14 protein-coding genes are annotated in these 16,180 nt (G+C 71.6%); 6 read left to right on the forward strand and 8 right to left on the reverse strand.

Annotated elements, in window-relative coordinates; genetic code table 11:
• The 5 genes from ABT130_RS43695 to ABT130_RS43715 form a co-directional block, all read right to left on the reverse strand.
• On the reverse strand, nt 1-793 hold a 793-nt coding region (locus ABT130_RS43695; RefSeq protein WP_350965810.1), incomplete at its 3' end, for an amidohydrolase family protein.
• Complete coding sequence (locus ABT130_RS43700; RefSeq protein WP_350965812.1) at nt 790-2,025, reverse strand: CoA transferase; 1,236 nt, start codon at nt 2,023-2,025, stop codon at nt 790-792. The genes ABT130_RS43700 and ABT130_RS43695, both read right to left, overlap by 4 nt.
• Nucleotides 2,026-2,217: 192 nt before the next feature.
• The gene (locus ABT130_RS43705) at nt 2,218-3,231 is read right to left on the reverse strand and encodes a zinc-dependent alcohol dehydrogenase (RefSeq protein ID WP_350965813.1); all 1,014 of its coding nucleotides are present in this window, start codon (nt 3,229-3,231) and stop codon (nt 2,218-2,220) included.
• A gap of 45 nt (nt 3,232-3,276) precedes the next feature.
• A complete protein-coding gene (locus ABT130_RS43710; RefSeq protein WP_350965815.1) occupies nt 3,277-3,483 on the reverse strand; it encodes a hypothetical protein in 207 nt (68 codons plus the stop codon).
• Nucleotides 3,484-3,498: 15 nt separating this feature from the next.
• Entirely contained in the window at nt 3,499-4,350 is an 852-nt protein-coding gene (locus ABT130_RS43715; RefSeq protein WP_350965817.1) for an oxidoreductase, read from the reverse strand.
• 1 nt (nt 4,351) lies between these two features.
• Between ABT130_RS43715 and ABT130_RS43720 the strand changes: the two genes are divergently transcribed.
• Nucleotides 4,352-5,074, forward strand: coding sequence for a DNA-binding response regulator (locus ABT130_RS43720; protein WP_350965819.1), 723 nt, complete (start codon nt 4,352-4,354; stop codon nt 5,072-5,074).
• A 184-nt stretch (nt 5,075-5,258) separates the two neighbouring features.
• Here the strand turns inward: ABT130_RS43720 and ABT130_RS43725 are convergent, their stop codons facing one another.
• Complete coding sequence (locus ABT130_RS43725; RefSeq protein WP_350965821.1) at nt 5,259-6,749, reverse strand: rhamnulokinase; 1,491 nt, start codon at nt 6,747-6,749, stop codon at nt 5,259-5,261.
• A gap of 485 nt (nt 6,750-7,234) precedes the next feature.
• On the opposite strand from ABT130_RS43725, the gene ABT130_RS43730 reads away from it, so the two are divergent.
• From ABT130_RS43730 to ABT130_RS43745, 4 genes are all read left to right on the forward strand, one after another.
• Nucleotides 7,235-7,552, forward strand: a complete 318-nt coding sequence (locus ABT130_RS43730; protein WP_350965823.1) for an L-rhamnose mutarotase — start codon at nt 7,235-7,237, stop codon at nt 7,550-7,552.
• A 980-nt stretch (nt 7,553-8,532) separates the two neighbouring features.
• The gene (locus ABT130_RS43735; RefSeq protein WP_350965825.1) at nt 8,533-11,292 is read left to right on the forward strand and encodes a helix-turn-helix transcriptional regulator; all 2,760 of its coding nucleotides are present in this window, start codon (nt 8,533-8,535) and stop codon (nt 11,290-11,292) included.
• Nucleotides 11,293-11,455: 163 nt separating this feature from the next.
• Nucleotides 11,456-11,596 (forward strand): hypothetical protein, encoded by a 141-nt coding sequence (locus ABT130_RS43740; RefSeq protein ID WP_350965827.1) that lies wholly within the window; start codon nt 11,456-11,458, stop codon nt 11,594-11,596.
• 213 nt (nt 11,597-11,809) lie between these two features.
• Nucleotides 11,810-13,213: a hypothetical protein gene (locus ABT130_RS43745; RefSeq protein ID WP_350965829.1), complete on the forward strand. Its 1,404-nt coding sequence runs from the start codon at nt 11,810-11,812 to the stop codon at nt 13,211-13,213.
• A gap of 201 nt (nt 13,214-13,414) precedes the next feature.
• Here ABT130_RS43745 and ABT130_RS43750 read toward each other — a convergent pair whose 3' ends face one another.
• Both ABT130_RS43750 and ABT130_RS43755 read right to left on the reverse strand, forming a co-directional pair.
• The gene (locus ABT130_RS43750; protein WP_350965831.1) at nt 13,415-14,113 is read right to left on the reverse strand and encodes a neutral zinc metallopeptidase; all 699 of its coding nucleotides are present in this window, start codon (nt 14,111-14,113) and stop codon (nt 13,415-13,417) included.
• Between the two features lie 276 nt (nt 14,114-14,389).
• Nucleotides 14,390-15,403 carry a LacI family DNA-binding transcriptional regulator gene (locus tag ABT130_RS43755; RefSeq protein WP_350926274.1) on the reverse strand — a complete coding sequence of 338 codons (1,014 nt, stop codon included), beginning with the start codon at nt 15,401-15,403 and terminating at the stop codon, nt 14,390-14,392.
• Nucleotides 15,404-15,560: 157 nt separating this feature from the next.
• Here ABT130_RS43755 and ABT130_RS43760 point away from each other — a divergent pair, with 157 nt between their 5' ends.
• Nucleotides 15,561-15,998, forward strand: coding sequence for a ferritin-like domain-containing protein (locus tag ABT130_RS43760; RefSeq protein ID WP_350965833.1), 438 nt, complete (start codon nt 15,561-15,563; stop codon nt 15,996-15,998).
• Nucleotides 15,999-16,180: the final 182 nt, after the last annotated feature.

Genomic DNA, 16,180 nt, shown 5'->3' on the forward strand with positions numbered 1-16,180 from the left:
TTCTCGTTTTTGTGTTTGTTTTGTCGGGGCGGCCGGGGGCGGGGCTGGGCCCCGCCGGGCCCCCCCCCCCCCCGGCCGGGGTGTCCAGCGGGGTGCCGAGCAGCTGGACGCGCTGGGGCAGTGCCCCGCCCCGCATGGCCTCGGTGATCGCCGCGACGGCGCCGGCGTCGAGATCGGGGGTGGCGTCGGTGACGGCGGTGATGCCGAAGCGGGTGAGGGCGGCGCCCACCGGGGCGAGATCGGGCGGTCCGGCGGGCGGCAGCCGAGAGCGCAGCCAGCCGTCGGCGCGCCAGAGCCGTCCGGTGGGAAAGCCGCGGTCGTCCCGCTCGACGCCAGGGTGGTCGGCCCCGGCCAGACCGGTCGCGGCCATGGCCGCGGTGTTGAGGGTCCACAGCGCGCCGCTGCGATGCTGGACGCGGACCGGGCGGTCGGGACGGAGGCGGTCCAGCGCGCCGGCGTCGAGGTCGCCGGCGACCGTCTCCGCGTACCCGACGCCACGGATCCACCCGTGCTCGTCGGGGACGGCCGCGGCCAGTGCGGCGGCCAGCGCGGCGGGCCCGGTCACCTCGAGAGGGCCGCAACGCACCGAGGTGCCCCAGGCGGCGAGCGCGTGCAGGTGCAGGTGGTGGTCGCAGAGCCCGGGCAGTAGCGCGCCGCCCCGGCAGTCGTACCAGGCCTCTCCTGGCCGGCGGCCGAGGGCGGTGCCCACCTCGACGACGTGGCCGTCTTCGACGCGGACGTCGACCCCGGTGCGCCCGTCGAGTTCGGCGCCGCGCAGCAGCAGACCGGTCACCGGGACACGACGCCCAGCTCGCGCAGCACCTCGGCGGTGTGCTCCCCGCTCCGGGGCGCCCTCCCGGACACCGGCCGCCGCAGCGGGACGGCGACGTCGACCGGGCCGGAGGAGGCGTCGACGACCCAGCCGCCGTTCCGCGACCGGGCGGCCACCGAGCTCGGGGGCGTTTCCGCGACGGGATCCAGCGTGGCGGCGACCACGTCGGACATGGAGACGTCCCACAGCGCGCCCGTGCCGTCCGGCGGCGCCGTCGCGGCGAGGACGGCGGCGGTCAGGCCGGTGAGCGGGTCGGCGATCGCGTCGCCGCAGAACAACGGGGTCCCGTCGGCGTCATGGGCGACCAGGCCGCTCGCCGCGGCGACGTCGTCACCGAATCCGACCCGGTCGCTCCCGCGCCCGTACGCGGTGATCGAGATCCAGACGGTGCCGGCGGCGACCGCGGCCTCGGCGTCGAGCCCGAAACCGGCCAGCGCGCGGGGCCTGGACGCCTCGATGACGATGTCGGCGGCGTCGACCAGGGCGGCCATGGCGTGCCGCCCGGAGGGGGTGCGGGGGTCGAGCACGACCGAGCGGTGCCCGGCGTGCAGCAGCCGGTAGAACGCGGCGTTCCCGCCCCGGGCGCCGTCCGGCCGCCACGGCGTCTCCACCTTGACGACCCGGGCACCGGCCAGGCCGAGCAGGTGGGCGCAGAGCGGGCCCGCCCACAGCGCGCTGAAGTCCACGACCAGCAGACCGTCCGGCGGCCGGGGCGTCACCGGCGCTGGCGGGGTGAGCGGGACGGGCGGAACGGCCCGGTGCCGGACCGGGCCCGCGGCGACGCCGAGGAGCGCCGCCCGCTCGGCGAGCTCGGCACCGGTGTGCTCGCGCAGCCAGCCGGTGACCGCCGGCCACGGGTCGTCGCCCACCTCCGCGCAGACCAGCGCTCCCAGTAACGCCGGGTCATCGGGGCGGGCGCAGGAGACCGCCGCCCAGCCGTCGGCGGTGCGCAGCAGCCGGCACGCGCCTCCGGCCGACACGGCTCCACCTCGCCGGTGGCCGGTGAAGGCGGCACGCTCCGCCAGCAACCGGGCACCGTCCACCCGCACCCCGGTGAACTCGGTGAAGCGGCCGGCCAGCTCCCGCGCCACGGTGGCGGCACGGCCCGGTGGCACCAGCGGAGGGCCGCTCTCGCGGCCGGTCAGCGTGACGACGCCGCTGCGCGCCCAGTCGGCCGGCGGATCGGGGGTCATCACGCCCTCTGATCGGACAAGAGGGCTGTAGCGGGCATAAAGCGACAATACACTTCCAGGCTATTAAAGATCATATTTTGTCCGCACGGGTCTGACGGAAGGCTTCGGTGACGGGCCCGCGGCGTGGTTCCGGCGCAGGCCCAGCGGACGGCTCCGCGGGCATGCCGCCGCCGCCCGATCGGAACGGCCAGGTCAGGCTCGCGGGTCAACGTGGATCTTGGGGCCGGGGCCGGAGCCCGCGGGGCGGGAGCCGGCGAGAACCGCACCCACCTCCTCGAGACCGACGACGGCCGCCACGAGCGGCCGGGGATCCACCGAGCCCGAGGCGTACTGCTCGATCGCCCCGGCCAGGCCGGGGGAGGCGCTCAGGATCCCGACGGCCGTGACATCCTTGAGCACCAGCGCGCGGGTGTCGACGGCGCTGAGCCTCGGCGCTATCCCTATGTAGACCACCCGCTTGCCCGGCTCCACCAGGTCGACGGCCAGGGCGGGCAGGCCGGGAGCGTTGGAGGCGTCGATGACCGCGTCGAACGGGAGCCGGGGAAGCCTGTCGGAGGTCCACGCCCCGTGCACGCCGAGACCTCGGGCGAACTCCAGTGACGGCTCCGACAGGCCCATGATGTGGACCTCCGCGCCGCGCGCCAGGGCGAACCGGGCGGCGAGCAGGCCGATCGTCCCCGGCCCCAGCACCAGCAGCCGGTCACCCGGTGCGAGGGCCGCGGCCTCGACGGCCCGCAGCGCGTTGCCGCCGGGCTCGACCATGGCCCCGGCCACCGCGTCGACCGCGTCCGGCAGCGCGTGCAGCGCCGTGACCGGCACCGGCAGCTGCTCGGCCAGGGCGCCGGGCCACCCGCCGCGGATGCCGATCTCGAAGCGGTCCTCGCACACGTGTTGCAGCCCGCCCAGGCAGCGGCGGCACCGTCCGCAGCCGAGCATGGTGTCCCCGGTGACCCGGGTGCCGATCCAGCCGTCTTCGACGCCCTCGCCGACCGAGGAGACCCTCCCGCACCACTCGTGGCCGAGTCGGATGGGATAGCGGGCGTGATCCTCGTTGAGGTAGGCCATCTCCCCGCTGAAGAACTCCATGTCGGTGCCGCACACCCCGGCCCGCTCCACGTCGACGACGACCTGCCCGGGGCCGGGGACCGGTGGCTCGACGTCCCACACGGAGAAGCGGCGAGGCCCGGTCACGACGAACGCTCTCACGGAGGAAACCTTAGCGGTCGGCTCCGGAAGTCCTTCGGGAGTTGCTCATACTGCCAGTGCGACGGAGGATTCCTCCTGGCGATCGGCGGTGTGCCGGTAGAGCCTGGCCGGCAGATCGTCCAGGTCGGAGGTGGTGAACTTCCACTGGAACGGCTGTGCTGTGGCGTTGTAACGGTCTTCGAAGGCTCGGAGCCGGTCCCCGACCTGGGCCAAGCCGGGGAAGTCGCGGGGATGTCGGGCGGTCGGCGGCAACGGGCACGGGATCGGTTAGCCTCGCAGGTCAGACAGGTCCTCGTCACCGAGGCTGAGATCGTGCGCCGCGAGGTTCTCCTCCAGGTGATCGAGAGAACCGGTGCCCGGAATCGCAAGCACCGACGGCGACTTCGCCAGCAGCGATGCGATCTGGACCTGCGCTGTGGTCGCGCCCAGGCGTGCTGCGACCTTGCCGAGCCGGTCGGCGTCGAGCGGGCCGCCACCGCCGCCGAGGGGGAAGTACGGCACGTACGCGATGCCCGCTTCCTCACATTCCGCCAGCAGTCCCATGTCACCGGTGTGCCGGTTCTGCACCGCCGCGACGGGCGCGATCGCCCGGGCCTCGGCGAGCTGCGCGGCGTCGACGTTGCTGACGCCCAGGTGCCGGATCAGCCCCTCCGCGCGGAGCTCGGCCAGCACCGCGAACCGTTCGGCGATCGATTCGCCCCCCGGTCCGGTCATCCCACCGACCCGTAGATAAACCAGGTCGAGCCGGTCCAGGCCGAGAGAGCGCAGATCCGCCTCGACCAGGCCGCGCAACTGATCAGGCGTCGCCTGCTCGCTCGGCACACCGTTTGGTCCGGGCAGTGGCCCGACCTTCGTGGCGATCACCAGATCGTCACGGTAGGGGGTCAATGCCGTACGGATCAATTCGTTGGCCCGCACCGCTCCCCTGCCGTAGAAGCCCGCCGTGTCGATGTGGTTCACGCCCAGCTCCACGGCGCGCCGGAGCACGGCGATGCCACTCTCAGGAGCTCGCGGCGGGCCGTCGAAGGTGCCCATCGCCAGGCGCATCGCGCCGAAGCCGAGCCGGTTGATGGTCAGATCTCCGCCGAGGGAGAAGGTCTCGATCGTCACGAGGCTCATCGTGTCCGCCGCCACGACGCCCAGCGAGCTCGTGGCAGCTTGCTGCCAGACTGGCGGGATGCAGAACGAACAGGTGTTTTCAGTGCGAGGGGACGCAGAGTTGATCGCGCGTGCCGGTCATCTCTTCGAGTCCGCGCAGACCGAGTTCCTCTGCGCCGCCCGGGACCTCAAGACCTGGTCGCAGCCGGAGGCCAGGGCCGCGATCCGGAACCGGATGGGTACTGCGGATGCCTCGGGCTTCACCTCTCGAAAGCTGCTCGGCCCGGTCGCGCTCGCCGACGAGGAGGCCCGGGCGCACCTGCGGCTGGTGCAGAGCAAGGGCGCTCTCGTTCGGATAGGCGGCTCCCAACTGCCGCACGAGACCATCCTCATCGACCGGCGGGTGATGATCCTTGCCGGCCGGGAGACACCCACCGGCCGTGAGTACACCGTGACGACGTCGCAGATCCTGGTCGACGGCGTCCACTCGCTGTTCCGGGCGATCTGGGACACCGCCGTCGATCTCGACACCTATCTGCGCAGCGACATCCCCCACCTCGATGCCGACAGCCGCATGATCCTCGAAGCCCTCGGTTCGGGACTCACCGACGAATCGGCGGCCAAACGGCTCGGCGTCTCGCTACGCACCTATCGGCGGCGCGTGGCTGAGCTGATGGCCAAGCTCGAGGCCGGCTCCCGCTTCCAGGCCGGGCTGCGGGCGGGCAAGCTGGGACTATCCCGCTAAGACCGTAGTGATCGCATCCCTTCAGCGGCCTGCACACCTGAGTACCTCGGGCCACGCAACCACCCGTCACGCCAACCCCCGAAGGACTTCCGGAGCCGACTACTCAGGTACGCGGGTGTCGGGGCAGGTAGGTTACCGCTCGCCGGACGGGGGTGAGAAACCGCTGGGATCGGCTGCTCCCGGGTCAGTGCTCGGTGCCGACGCTCAGCCCGGGTTCCGCGTCGACGTGGAATCTGTCTATCCCGGTGAGCTGCCGGTATCGGGAGTAGGCGATCTCGTACGGCTCCCGTTCGCGGCCGGGTGGGAACGGCCGGGGCCGGAACGAGCGGCGGACCACCTCGCGTAGCTCGGTGAGGGAGCCGATGCGGCCGTCGGCCATGGCCTGGATGAGCAGGTTTCCCACGGCGGTCGCCTCCACGGGACCGGCCAGCACGGGCCGTCCGGCGAAGTCGGCGACGAGCCGGCACAGTGTCTCGCTGGAGGCCCCGGCCCCCACGAGGTGCACGGCCTCCACCCGCCGGTCGCTGAGGAACTCGGCCTGCTCCAGGGCCCAACGGTAGGAACAGGCGAGACTCTCCAGGACGCAGCGCACCGTCTCCGCGCGGCCGGCGGGCGGCGCCTGCCCGGTCGAGTGGCAGTAGGCCGCGATCCTCGCCGGCATGTCGCCGGGTTCGAGGAACCACGGGTGGCCGGGGTCGATCAGCGGCCCGAAGGCGGGCGTGGCGGCGGCCTCGGCGACCAGGTCCGCGTACGAGGTGCGCACGCCCCAGGATCTGCGGCACTCCTGGAGCAGCAGCAGGCCGTTGAGGGCGCGAGTGAATCGCACGGTCCCCATGACGCCGCCCTCGTTGCTGAAGCCCGCGAGCCTGGCCGCCCGGCTCGTGACCGGGGCGTCGAGCTCCAGTCCCGCCAGCGAGCGGGTGCCGCAGGAGACGTAGCCGACAGAGCCGGACGAGACGGGCAGCGCCACCGCGGCGGAGGCGGAGTCGTGGCCGGCCACCGCGACGACCACGACTCCACCCGGGCCGTCCCCGCCCTTCTCCCGCAGTGGCCCCGCGACCGTGCCCGGCTCGGTGAGCCGGTGGGCGAACAGGTGGCGGGGCAGGCCCAGGCGGGTGACAAGGCTGCTCGCCCAGCGGCCGGTCCTGACGTCCAGCAGCTGGCTGGTGCTCGCGATCGTCCGCTCGGTGACCATCTCACCGCTCAGCCAGAGGGTGAACAGGTCCGGCACCATCGCCAGGTGGTCGGCCGCCTCCAGAAGCGGCGATCCGGCGTGCGCCAGCAACTGGCAGGCCGTGGTGCCGGGCCCGGGGCGGATGCCGGTCAGCTCGTAGTGGTCCTGCCAGGAGACGAGGCCCGCCAGGCCGGAGGTGTAGGGATCGAGGTGGTGGCGGGGGTTGGCCAGCAACCGCCCGTCACGGTCGAGGAGGGCGAAGTCGCCACCCCAGGCGTCCACGCCCACGCTGGTGACACGACCGCGGGCGGCGGCCAGCGCGATGCCTCCGCGCGTCTGTGCGAGCAGTCCGAGCACGTCCCAGTACAGGCCGTCGAGGACGCGGACCGGCCGGTTGGCGAAGCGGTGCACCTCCCGCACCGCGAGCCGTTCACCATCGAATTCGCCGGTCAGCACCCGGCCGCTCTCAGCTCCGAGATCCACGGCCACGTAGACGGGCACGGTCCAAGCCTAGCCGGAAAGCCCTTCCTGATATGGGTGATATGTCAGAGACGGCAGGTGAAGCAGCTCATGGAGTCGTCTTCCTCCCCGAACCGGACGGCGAGCCAGATGGCTAACCAGACGGAGCCCCTTCTACCTGGCGACCGGTCGCGGGTATCGGAACGCGTCCGCCCGCCGGGGGCCGTGATCACCCACACCTCCTGACCCGCGCTCGCGGGGTGGTCGGCACTGTCACGGAGCTCGCGCGAGGTACCGAAATGGTTAAAACGTGGCAACAGATGGCGGCCAGATGCTCGGCAGTGGAGGGCGGTGGGTCCTCGGAGACGCGGGGCCGGCCGGGACGCATGCCGTGTAACGCTAAGGACACAGCGTGTTCATGTGCCATTGACACCCCCGGGAGCTTGGTTCTACTGTCCAGCCCAGCTTGTTAAATCGTTTTTCAGCAGGAGCCTGCCTGCCGCCGACTTCCCGAGAAGGGCAATCCCATGCAGCGTGTCTGCTTCCTGCTGAAGGTGAGGCCGGAGCGCCTCCAGGAGTACCGCGAGCGCCATCGTGCCGTCTGGCCCGAGATGCTCGACGCCCTGAGCGCCACCGGCTGGCACAACTACTCGCTCTTCCTGCGCGAGGACGGGCTACTGGTCGGCTATCTGGAGACCGAGGACTTCGAGGCGGCCCGCGAGGCCATGGCCGCGACAGAGGTCAACGCCCGATGGCAGGCCGAGATGGCGCCGCTCTTCGAGAGCCTCGACGGCCGCCCGGACGAGGGAATGGTCTCGCTCGAGGAGGTCTTCCACCTCAACTGATCGGGAAAGGTCTCACTCCGGGCGCAGGTGATCGAGGCCTCTTCGTGGGCGTACGACGACCCGAAGACGCGGTTCAAGCTGTTCGTACGAGGGGCCCCGGGACCCGTTACCACGCTGCTGATCGACCTGCGGTAGACCGGGGCGAGCGTGGGTAAGACCGGGACCTGTTCCGGCACCGCGCGAAGAAGCAGTAACCCACCCGAAGTCGCGTACGACGTGGCAGGCGGGAATCTCCGTCCGTTAGGGCGGAGAGGATGTCAACTTGTCACGCTGACCACCGGCATGAACGAAGACCGTTCCGACTGCCTGGTCTTCGACGCGGCCAGAGGGGTGACGGTCCGCTGGCCGGGGTGAGGCCTCCCGGGCGCATCTCCAGCGGCACGCACGCAGGCCGGGCGGCGGGCGATTCGATCCCGGGCCGGCGTGACGCCGAGTCGCCTCCCGCGGCGGCGGCGAGCGGGACCTTGACCGCCGAGTTGTGGCCGGGAAATCGCACGCGGTCTCCGCGGTGTGCGCTACCGCGTAATGGTGCGGGGTATCGGGCACTTCGCGTCATCGCATACTTACTGAGCGCCGAAGTCGCCGGTCGTGGAAAATCCATACCATGTGTGTGGGAATTAAGGATGGCGGCCGTTTTGTGGTCGACCGTATTCGTGAATCACTCTCCCTCCCGAGTGCGGATCGTTCCCCGCGCGGGAAATCGGCCGGTGGGATCGAGAAAAGAGCAGGTGGGAGTCTGTGGGAACGGGCGTAGCGGATCTCCCGCGGGCCGGCTCCCGGCAGTCCGTGCGATCGCTGCCCGCTTTCCGGCCTGCCCTCGCGTTCGTGCCCGCGGTGGAATCCGCACCGTACGCCGACGATGTGAAATTCGTTCGGATTCACTCCGCGAAGAATCTTCAGGTGAAATCAGTGCCGATAGGTTGATCTCTGACCCATAATCACCGTCAAGAACATGCGAAACGTGAAAAGGGAGCGCTGCGTTGCACGGCAGAACCTCTCCGCTGTTCATCGGCCGGAAGCGGGAGCTCGACTTCCTCGGGGAGGCGTGGGGGGCGGCCAGACGCCGCGACGCACGGATCGTGGGTGTCCGTGGGACGGCGGGAATCGGCAAGACCGAGCTGGTCGAGCGCTTCCTGCGGACCGTCCCCGGGGTGCGGACCGTGCGAGCCTTCGGCGACGAGGACGCGCTCGCCCATCCCTGGGGGGTGCTGGAACAGATCGCCGAGCAACTGCCGACCCCGACGCTCGCCCGGACGCTGGCCGGGCAGGCCGAGGCCGCCTTCGTCGGCCAGGCCCTCGCGGCGGAGTTCGCCGTCGCGGACGCTCTGATCGTGGTCGTCGACGACGCGCACTGCGGCGACCGGCAGTCGATGACCGCGCTCCGCCTGGCGGCCCGGCGCCTGCGCAACGCTCAGGTCATGCTCCTGGTCGTCCACCAGGCTCCCGGGTACGCGCCGGGAGCGGCTCCGGACGCGCCACCCCTGGAACTCCACGAGGGCTGGGAGCGCATCTTCGACTCGCCGCAGGGGCGCTTGCTCCAGGTCGGGGGGCTCTCCGCCGACGATCTCGTACGGCTCGCCGTCGCGACAGGCCACGACGGGCTCACCCCCTCAGGGGCCAGGAGACTGCACGAGCACACCGACGGCAACGCGCAGCATTCGATCCTCCTGCTGGACCAGGTGGAGATGCGCTCGATCAACTTCGGCAACGGCCCGCTGCCCGCCCCTCGCGGTATGACGCAGGCCGTCGTGGCGCGGCTGGCGTCGTGTGCCCGCCGCACCCGCGAGGTCGTGGGCGCGGCGGCGGTGCTCGGCCGCCGCTTCCGCCTGGCCGACCTGCGTGCGCTCTCCGGCGTCGCCGACGTCACCGTTCCCCTCACGGAGGCAGTCGGTGCCGGATTGGTCAAGGAGATCCCGGGAACGGCGGGGCAGGAGTTCGCCTTCACCACCCTGCTCGTCTGGGACCGCATCTACTACGACTCCAGCGTCGAGCGCCGCCGTGCCCTGCACCGTAACGCCGCCCTGCTGGGAGGTCCGGGCGCGCTCTGGCACGGGATCGCCGCCTCCGGTGGCGGTACGGACGGTGAGCTCGCCGCGCTGGCCCAGGGCGAGGCCCAGGCCCAGCTGTCTCGGGGCAGGCTGCCGCTGGCGGCCGTCTACGCCCGCCACGCCGCGGAACTGACCCCGCCGGGACCCGATCGTGTCGCCCGCGTGCTGACCGCCGCCGAGACCCTGCTGGTCTGCGGTGACGCCACCGTCGCCAGGCGCTACGAGAGCGAGATCCTCGCCGCGCCGGCAGGCCCCTGGCGCGACTACGTCGCCGGTTACCAGGCCCTGATCTCCGGACGCGTCGCGGAGGCCAGGCTGCTGCTGGTCAAGGCACTGGGCGCGGCCGGGCACGACGGGGCGGAGAGCCCGCACGCGCCCGCGGACCTGCGGGCGCGCATCGCGGCCCAGCTGGCGATCATCGGCGTGGTCGAGATCTCCTACCCCGAGATGGTCGAGTACGGCACGGCGGCCGTCGCGGCGGGCAGCCGCGAGCCGTGGGTGCGGGCGTTCGCCTGGTTCGCCCAATCCCTGGGCTGGACCCTGGCCGGACGGGCCGAGGAGGCACTGTGGTCCCTGGCGGACGCCGACCTGCCAGGTTCGGCGGCCGGGCTGGACGGTCTGGTGGCCCGCGGCATGATCCGGCTGTGGACCGACGACCTCGACGGAGCCTCCGGCGACCTGCGTGACAGCGTCGCGCGGGCCACGCGCGGCGAGGCGCTGCGGGTGGGCCAGGCGCTCGGCTTCCTGGGTGAGGTCGAGTACCGGCGGGGCAGGCTCGACGACGCCGTCAGGTTCACCCGGCTCGCCGTCGGCGACGCCGAGGAGAACGAGCGGGTCTGGGACTACGCCCTCCTGCACTCCCTGGCGTGCTACCCCCGCGCGGCCAGGGGAGAGTGGGACCGGGCGCGCGAGCACGCCCGCCAGGCCGCGGAATGGGCGCCGATCGTCGAGAGCAGGGTGAGTCTCGCCTACGCGGCCGGCGCGCGGGCGGCGATCGCCCAGGCCCGGGGCGACGCCCGGCGGCTGCTCGGCGCGGCCGAGGCCATCGAGCTCCACTATGACTCGCTGGAGCCCGGTACCCACCTGTTCGGCCCGGTCGGTGCCGACGCGCTCTCCCTGCTCGGCCGGCTCGACGAGGCGGACGTCGCCCTGGGCGCCTTCGCCGACAGGGCCGCCTCCAGCGGGCGCCGCTCCACGCTGATGTCCATCGCCAGGGTGCGGGCCCAGATCGCCGCCGCCCGCGGTGACCACGCGCGTGCCGTACGGGACTGTGAGGAGGCCTTCGCCTTGGCCGGAGAGGTGGGTCTGCCGATCGAGGCCGGCCGGATCGACCTGGTGACGACGCGCTCCCTGCACGCCCGGGGTCGTCATGCCGAGGCGGAGCGGTCGCTGCGGCGGGCGCTGGCCACCTTCAACCGCACCGGTGCCGCCGCCTACGCCGACCTCGCCCTGAAGACGGCGGGGGAGCTCAGGCTTTCGGTGGACGGTCCCAGCGCGGCCTTCGGCAGCCTCACCGGGGCCGAGCGCGAGGTCGTGGCGATGGTCTGCGAGGGCATGACCACCCGTCAGATCGCACAGCGGCGCTCGGTGACGATCAGCACCGTGGAGACACAGCTGAACCGCGTCTACGCCAAGCTGAACGTCACCAGCAGGATCGAGCTCCGCGCCGTCCTGTCCGACCCCGGCGAGTAACCGGGAAGCGGCCTCCCCAGGCCGGCGTACGGAGAAGCAGGGCGTGTCGAAGCCCGCCGGGCGATCCGTAGGGGTGCCACCCGGATGCCTTCCGCGTCTCCCGCGACTACCGTGAGCGCCTGCCAGAGCGCCAGGAGAGCGGCGCCGCCGACGGGAGGCCGGAATGCGGTTGACCATAGACGTCCAGAGGACCGCTACCGGTCACATCGCCGGGACCATCGAGGCCGAGGGGGCCGGGCCGCCTCTCCCCTTCCACGGGGTCATCGAGCTGGTCACCCTCCTGGAGAACCATCTGGACGGGTGACCGCGCGGGTGGTCGCCATCGCACACCCTCCGCTGCCGGAGAGAGCCGTTCACGGAACGTCATGCCAAGGGGAGAGCATCAGATGGGTTCCATGTACAACCCCGGGAGGGATCGCCGGCGGCTTGGCCGGCCGGCGACGGGCCGCGCGGGCCACCGGCCGTGGGGCGCACCGGTCGCACCGGTCGTGCAGGCCGGGCCGGTTGGGACGGCCGGGTGAACGCCACCCTGACGGCCTTCGTACCGCCGACCGAGAGCGGCCGTGACCTGCTGGACAACTGGGTACGGCCGATCTGTGCGAGGCTGGGGATCGGTCTGGTGGTCGCGCCTCCCGGCATCGGCGGGGCCGTCGCGCTCGCGGCGCGGCGGACGTCGACCTTCGTCGTGTGGGACTGCTCGGTCGAGGGTTCCGAGGACGTCTACGCGGCCTTCGACACGCGTGCCAAGCTCGACCCCGGCAGCATCGTCCTCAGCCGCAGCCCGTTGCCCCGCAACGTACTGACCCGTGCCAGCCACGCTCCCGTCCACGGCGAGACCCTGGAGAACCCGGCGCTGGGCGAGTGGCTGGAGCGGCACCTGCGCCGCGCGCTGGGGGCGGACCGGGCGCCGTCGCCGCGCTCACCGGGGCACTACTGGATGTTCGACAACCCGGCCGACTACTTTCTCAGCTTCCACGACGGCGGGCGCAGGGAGGCGGAGGAGTGGCGTGCCACCTTCGAGAAGGCCCACGCGGTCACCGTGCGGATGGTGCCGCCCCGCGAGTACTCCTACCCGGCCGAGGTGGTCACGCGGCAGCAGATGTGGGAAGGCGTGGCACGGCTGATGTACGAGATCATCGCGACCGGCAGAGCCATCGTCCATCCCGCTCCCGACTACTTCACGTCGTTCTGGACGGTGAGCGAACTGCTGGCCACGCTGTGGCTGCTGCCACGCGGCTCCACGCCACCCATGATCACCTCTGCGCACGTCGCCCGGCCCTCGGGCGCCATCCGGCGACTGGAACACCTGACCGCCCGTACCGTCCTGGGCGTCCCCCGCCTGGGTGACGCCCAGGCGGACCGCTTCGCCAGGCTCATCAACAACTCCGATCCGATCACCACCGCTCCGGAGGTCCGCGGGCGAACGGCGGGCGGAGGGAGGATCGTCGCCGGAACGGTCAGGCACGTCGGCAGGCACGATCCGGAACTCGCCGGCCCGCGGTTCTGGGAGGAGATGCGGGTGCCCTGCCCGGTCTGCGCCCCGAAGAGCGGAGCCGGCGCGGAGGTCGACTGGGATCGGCACATGGATCTGGCGTGGGACGAGCGGGGGGTGGACCACTACGGCTACTTCACCGCCCGGCGTGAGGACCTCGGCACCGGAAGGATCCGCTGCCCGGGGTGCCGAACCCCCCTGCGGCTCGTCAACGAGCATGGCGTCCGCACGCTCTGGACGCCGATCTCGGAGACGGAGCCGGACCGGAACCGGCCGGTCATCCGGCGTGATCCCATCTGGCAGGTGCTGCCGGAGGAGCGGCGGGGCGCCGAGTCGCTCTCCAGGAAGAGGGGCGACCCCCTCCGCGGCCTCAGGGGCGGGGGATTCCCGGCCGAAGCAAGGTGGGTCCCGGCGTACAGCTCCGCCTAGCGGCAGAGAGATTCTGGACCCGTGGTGCTCGGCTGGTCCGGCGCGGACTCGCCGCGGAGTGACCGCGAGCCCATGACGGGGGTCGACGTCCTGCGCGGGACCGGACCCGCGCGCGGGGCGGGTGGCTCACGCGCGGGCCGGGGAGCGGATACGAACGGGCGGATTCGCGAGGACGGCCGAGGTCTCGGGGAGAGCCCCTCGTCAGGTGAAGCATCCCCGCACGCCCTGGCGCGCGCCCCGGTTGAAGGCGCTCAGGCGCTGGGAGGCGCTGCCGTGGTCGCTCACATCGGTCCAGGGGGTGTCGTCGGCGTGCTGCCGCAGGGCCGCCGCGATCTCCTGGGTGTCGCCGGTCTCGAAGAACAGGATGCCGTCCTCGGCGGCTCCGAAAAGGGTCGCCCCGGCGAGGCAGTCGGCCTGGAGTTCGAGTCGCCGTGACAGCAGCTTCCGTGGAATGCGGGCCTGGACGGCGTGGCCCCATTCGTGCGCGATGATCAGATAGACCCAGGCGTCCCCCTGCCGGTATCCCATTCGCATCAGGTCGACGTCCCACGCGATGAAGTCGTAGGGCGGCCAGCAGTACAGGGCGTTGTCATCGGGGAGGGGGGATCCCTGGCATCTCGGCACGTTGCTCCGCGCGCCGTCGTACCCGCCGAGAACGCGCGGGGGTGAATACCAGCCGGGGAAGAACTCGGACCAGTGGGTTGCCCAGAAACGATTGACGACGTACTGGGCGCTGCGAATGTCCTGGTTGATGTCGTCGAGGTTTCTCGCGGTGGAGGCGCTCAGCGGGGCGTGCCCACTCGCGGTGGCGGTCGCGGTCCCGGTGAGGCCCGCGATCAGAACGCCGGCGAGCAACGGGACGAGTGCGAGACGAGTGATTCTCCATCGTGAAGCGGCCATGGGCTCCTCCCCCTGTCATTGGTGGCCACATGCCGGATTTAAGGGTTTATTATTCGAAGGCTTTTCGCGGCAGAGTCACCATATGAGACAAGGTAATAGGGGAGAAGTGTTATCGCGAGATCGCATGAAATATCGGGGTAATTCGCCATAGGAGTTGGCGGGATTAGAGGCGTGTCGTAATCGAGGTGAAGCAGGAGCGACGGCATGGTGCCCCCGTGGCGACGCTCCGGAGGCGGCCACGGCAGGCCACCGGTGAAGCTCGGTGAGATTCGCGCGCTAGCCCGCCGGGGGAGCGGAGCTCTCCCGGACGACGAGGTCGGTGGAGAGTTCGACCCGGCGGGGTTCGGGAGCCTCGCCGCGGGAGATGCCCAGTGCCATGCGGGTGGCGAGGAAGGCCATCTCCTCCAGGGGCTGGCGGACCGTGGTGAGCGGTGGCCAGGCGGACCTGGAAAGGGGCAGGTCGTCGAAGCCGACGACGCTCAGGTCGTCGGGGACGCGCAGTCCGCGCTGCCTGGCGGCCTCGAAGACACCAAAGGCCTGCAGATCGCTGCCGGCGAAGATGGCGGTCGGGCGGTCGGGCAGCGAGAGCAGGGCGTGACCGTGGTCGTGGCCGGAGCCGACGAGGAAGTCGCCGTGCAGGATCAGCGCGGGATCGACCTCGACGCCCGCGGTCTCCAGCGCGGCACGGTAGCCGTCTATGCGGGCGCGGCTGCACAGCACGTCGGGTGGACCGCCGATCATGCCGATCCGACGGTGGCCCAGTTCCAGCAGGTGCCGGGTCGCATTCAGGCCGCCCTGCCAGTTGGTCGCGCCCACCGACGCCACGCCGGGGGCCGGCTCGCCCTCGGGGTCGACGACCACGAAGGGGATCGAGCGGGTGTTGAGCTGGCCGTACTGCTGAGCCGAGAGCCGGGAGCCAATGATGATCACGCCGTCGGTACGGCGGGCCGCCAGCCGGTCGAGCCAGTCGCGACCGGGGCCGGCGTGGGTGTGCAGGACGGAGATCACGATGCTGGCCTCGGCCTCCGCGGCCGCGCTCTCGGCCCCGCGGATGAGCTCCATCGCCCACGGGCTCTCCAACTCGGCGAAGATCAGGTCTACCAGGCCGACGGGGCCGTCGGCGCCGGTGGCGCGGCGGACGTAGCCGTGCTTGTGAAGGAGCCGTTCGACTCGCCTGCGGGTCTCCGGCGACACCTCGGACCTGCCGTTGATCACCTTGGAGACGGTGGGCGCGGAGACCCCGGCCTCCTGGGCGATGCGGGCGATCGTCACCCGAGGCTTACCTGACATGCTTGGCAGCATATCCGAAACCTTTCGGAGTGTCGCTCCACGCCTGAGGAGTGCTGGTAGTCCTTTTGTTCGAGCTTCTTCTGGGTACGTCGCACGCGTTTTGATATTCCGTACTCGGTTTGAGCATGGAAAATTTTTGTGATCGGCAGAAATGTTCATGGCCGCTGCGTCCAGGCATGACGCGGAAGGCGTCGGGAGACTTCACAAGCGGCACTACTACACCGTCTCCGGCATTCACGCGGGGGTGGCGGTGGAGTTCCTGGAGCACGCCGCGGAGGAGCAGGCGCACGTGGACAGGCTCGCCCGGCGCATCGTCCAGCTCGGCGGCGAGCCGGATTTCAACCCCGAGACGCTGACCGCGCGCTCACACGCCGAGTACGACGACAGCCTCGACCTGATCGAGATGGTCAAGGAGGATCTGGTCGCCGAGCGGATCGCGATCGCCTCCTACACCGAGATCGTCGACTGGCTCGGCGACGGCGACGTGACCACCCGGTGTGTCTTCGAGGATCTGCCGACTCAGGAGGAGGAGCACGCCGATGACCTGAAGAGCCTGCTGGAGCGGCTTCCCGGCGCGCTGAACAGCCAGGACTGAGCGGCGGTTCGGCAGGATCGGCCGCCGCGCGAGCCGGTTCGGTGATGGGCGGTGCCGGATGGCCGGCCCGCACGTGGCGCTCCGCGGCGGCGCGCCACGCCCGTGTCGCGCTCACACCCCCGCCGGGGGGGCGGCGCCGGGCGGGGGGGGCGGGGGGGCCCCCGGCGGGGGCGCGGGGGGGC

Origin of the sequence: Streptosporangium sp. NPDC001681 (assembly GCF_040298085.1) — a bacterium.
In the GTDB taxonomy this organism is placed as follows: Bacteria; Actinomycetota; Actinomycetes; order Streptosporangiales; family Streptosporangiaceae; genus Streptosporangium.

Bases quoted from the DNA above. Each gene is read 5' to 3' on its own strand.
- ABT130_RS43700 (WP_350965812.1), bottom strand. From the start codon at position 2,025: ATGACCCCCGATCCGCCGGCCGACTGGGCGCGCAGCGGCGTCGTCACG.
- ABT130_RS43755 (WP_350926274.1), bottom strand. From the start codon at position 15,403: ATGTCAGGTAAGCCTCGGGTGACGATCGCCCGCATCGCCCAGGAGGCC.
- ABT130_RS43750 (WP_350965831.1), bottom strand. From the start codon at position 14,113: ATGGCCGCTTCACGATGGAGAATCACTCGTCTCGCACTCGTCCCGTTG.
- ABT130_RS43715 (WP_350965817.1), bottom strand. From the start codon at position 4,350: ATGAGCCTCGTGACGATCGAGACCTTCTCCCTCGGCGGAGATCTGACC.
- ABT130_RS43760 (WP_350965833.1), top strand. From the start codon at position 15,561: ATGGCCGCTGCGTCCAGGCATGACGCGGAAGGCGTCGGGAGACTTCAC.
- ABT130_RS43730 (WP_350965823.1), top strand. From the start codon at position 7,235: ATGCAGCGTGTCTGCTTCCTGCTGAAGGTGAGGCCGGAGCGCCTCCAG.
- ABT130_RS43740 (WP_350965827.1), top strand. From the start codon at position 11,456: ATGCGGTTGACCATAGACGTCCAGAGGACCGCTACCGGTCACATCGCC.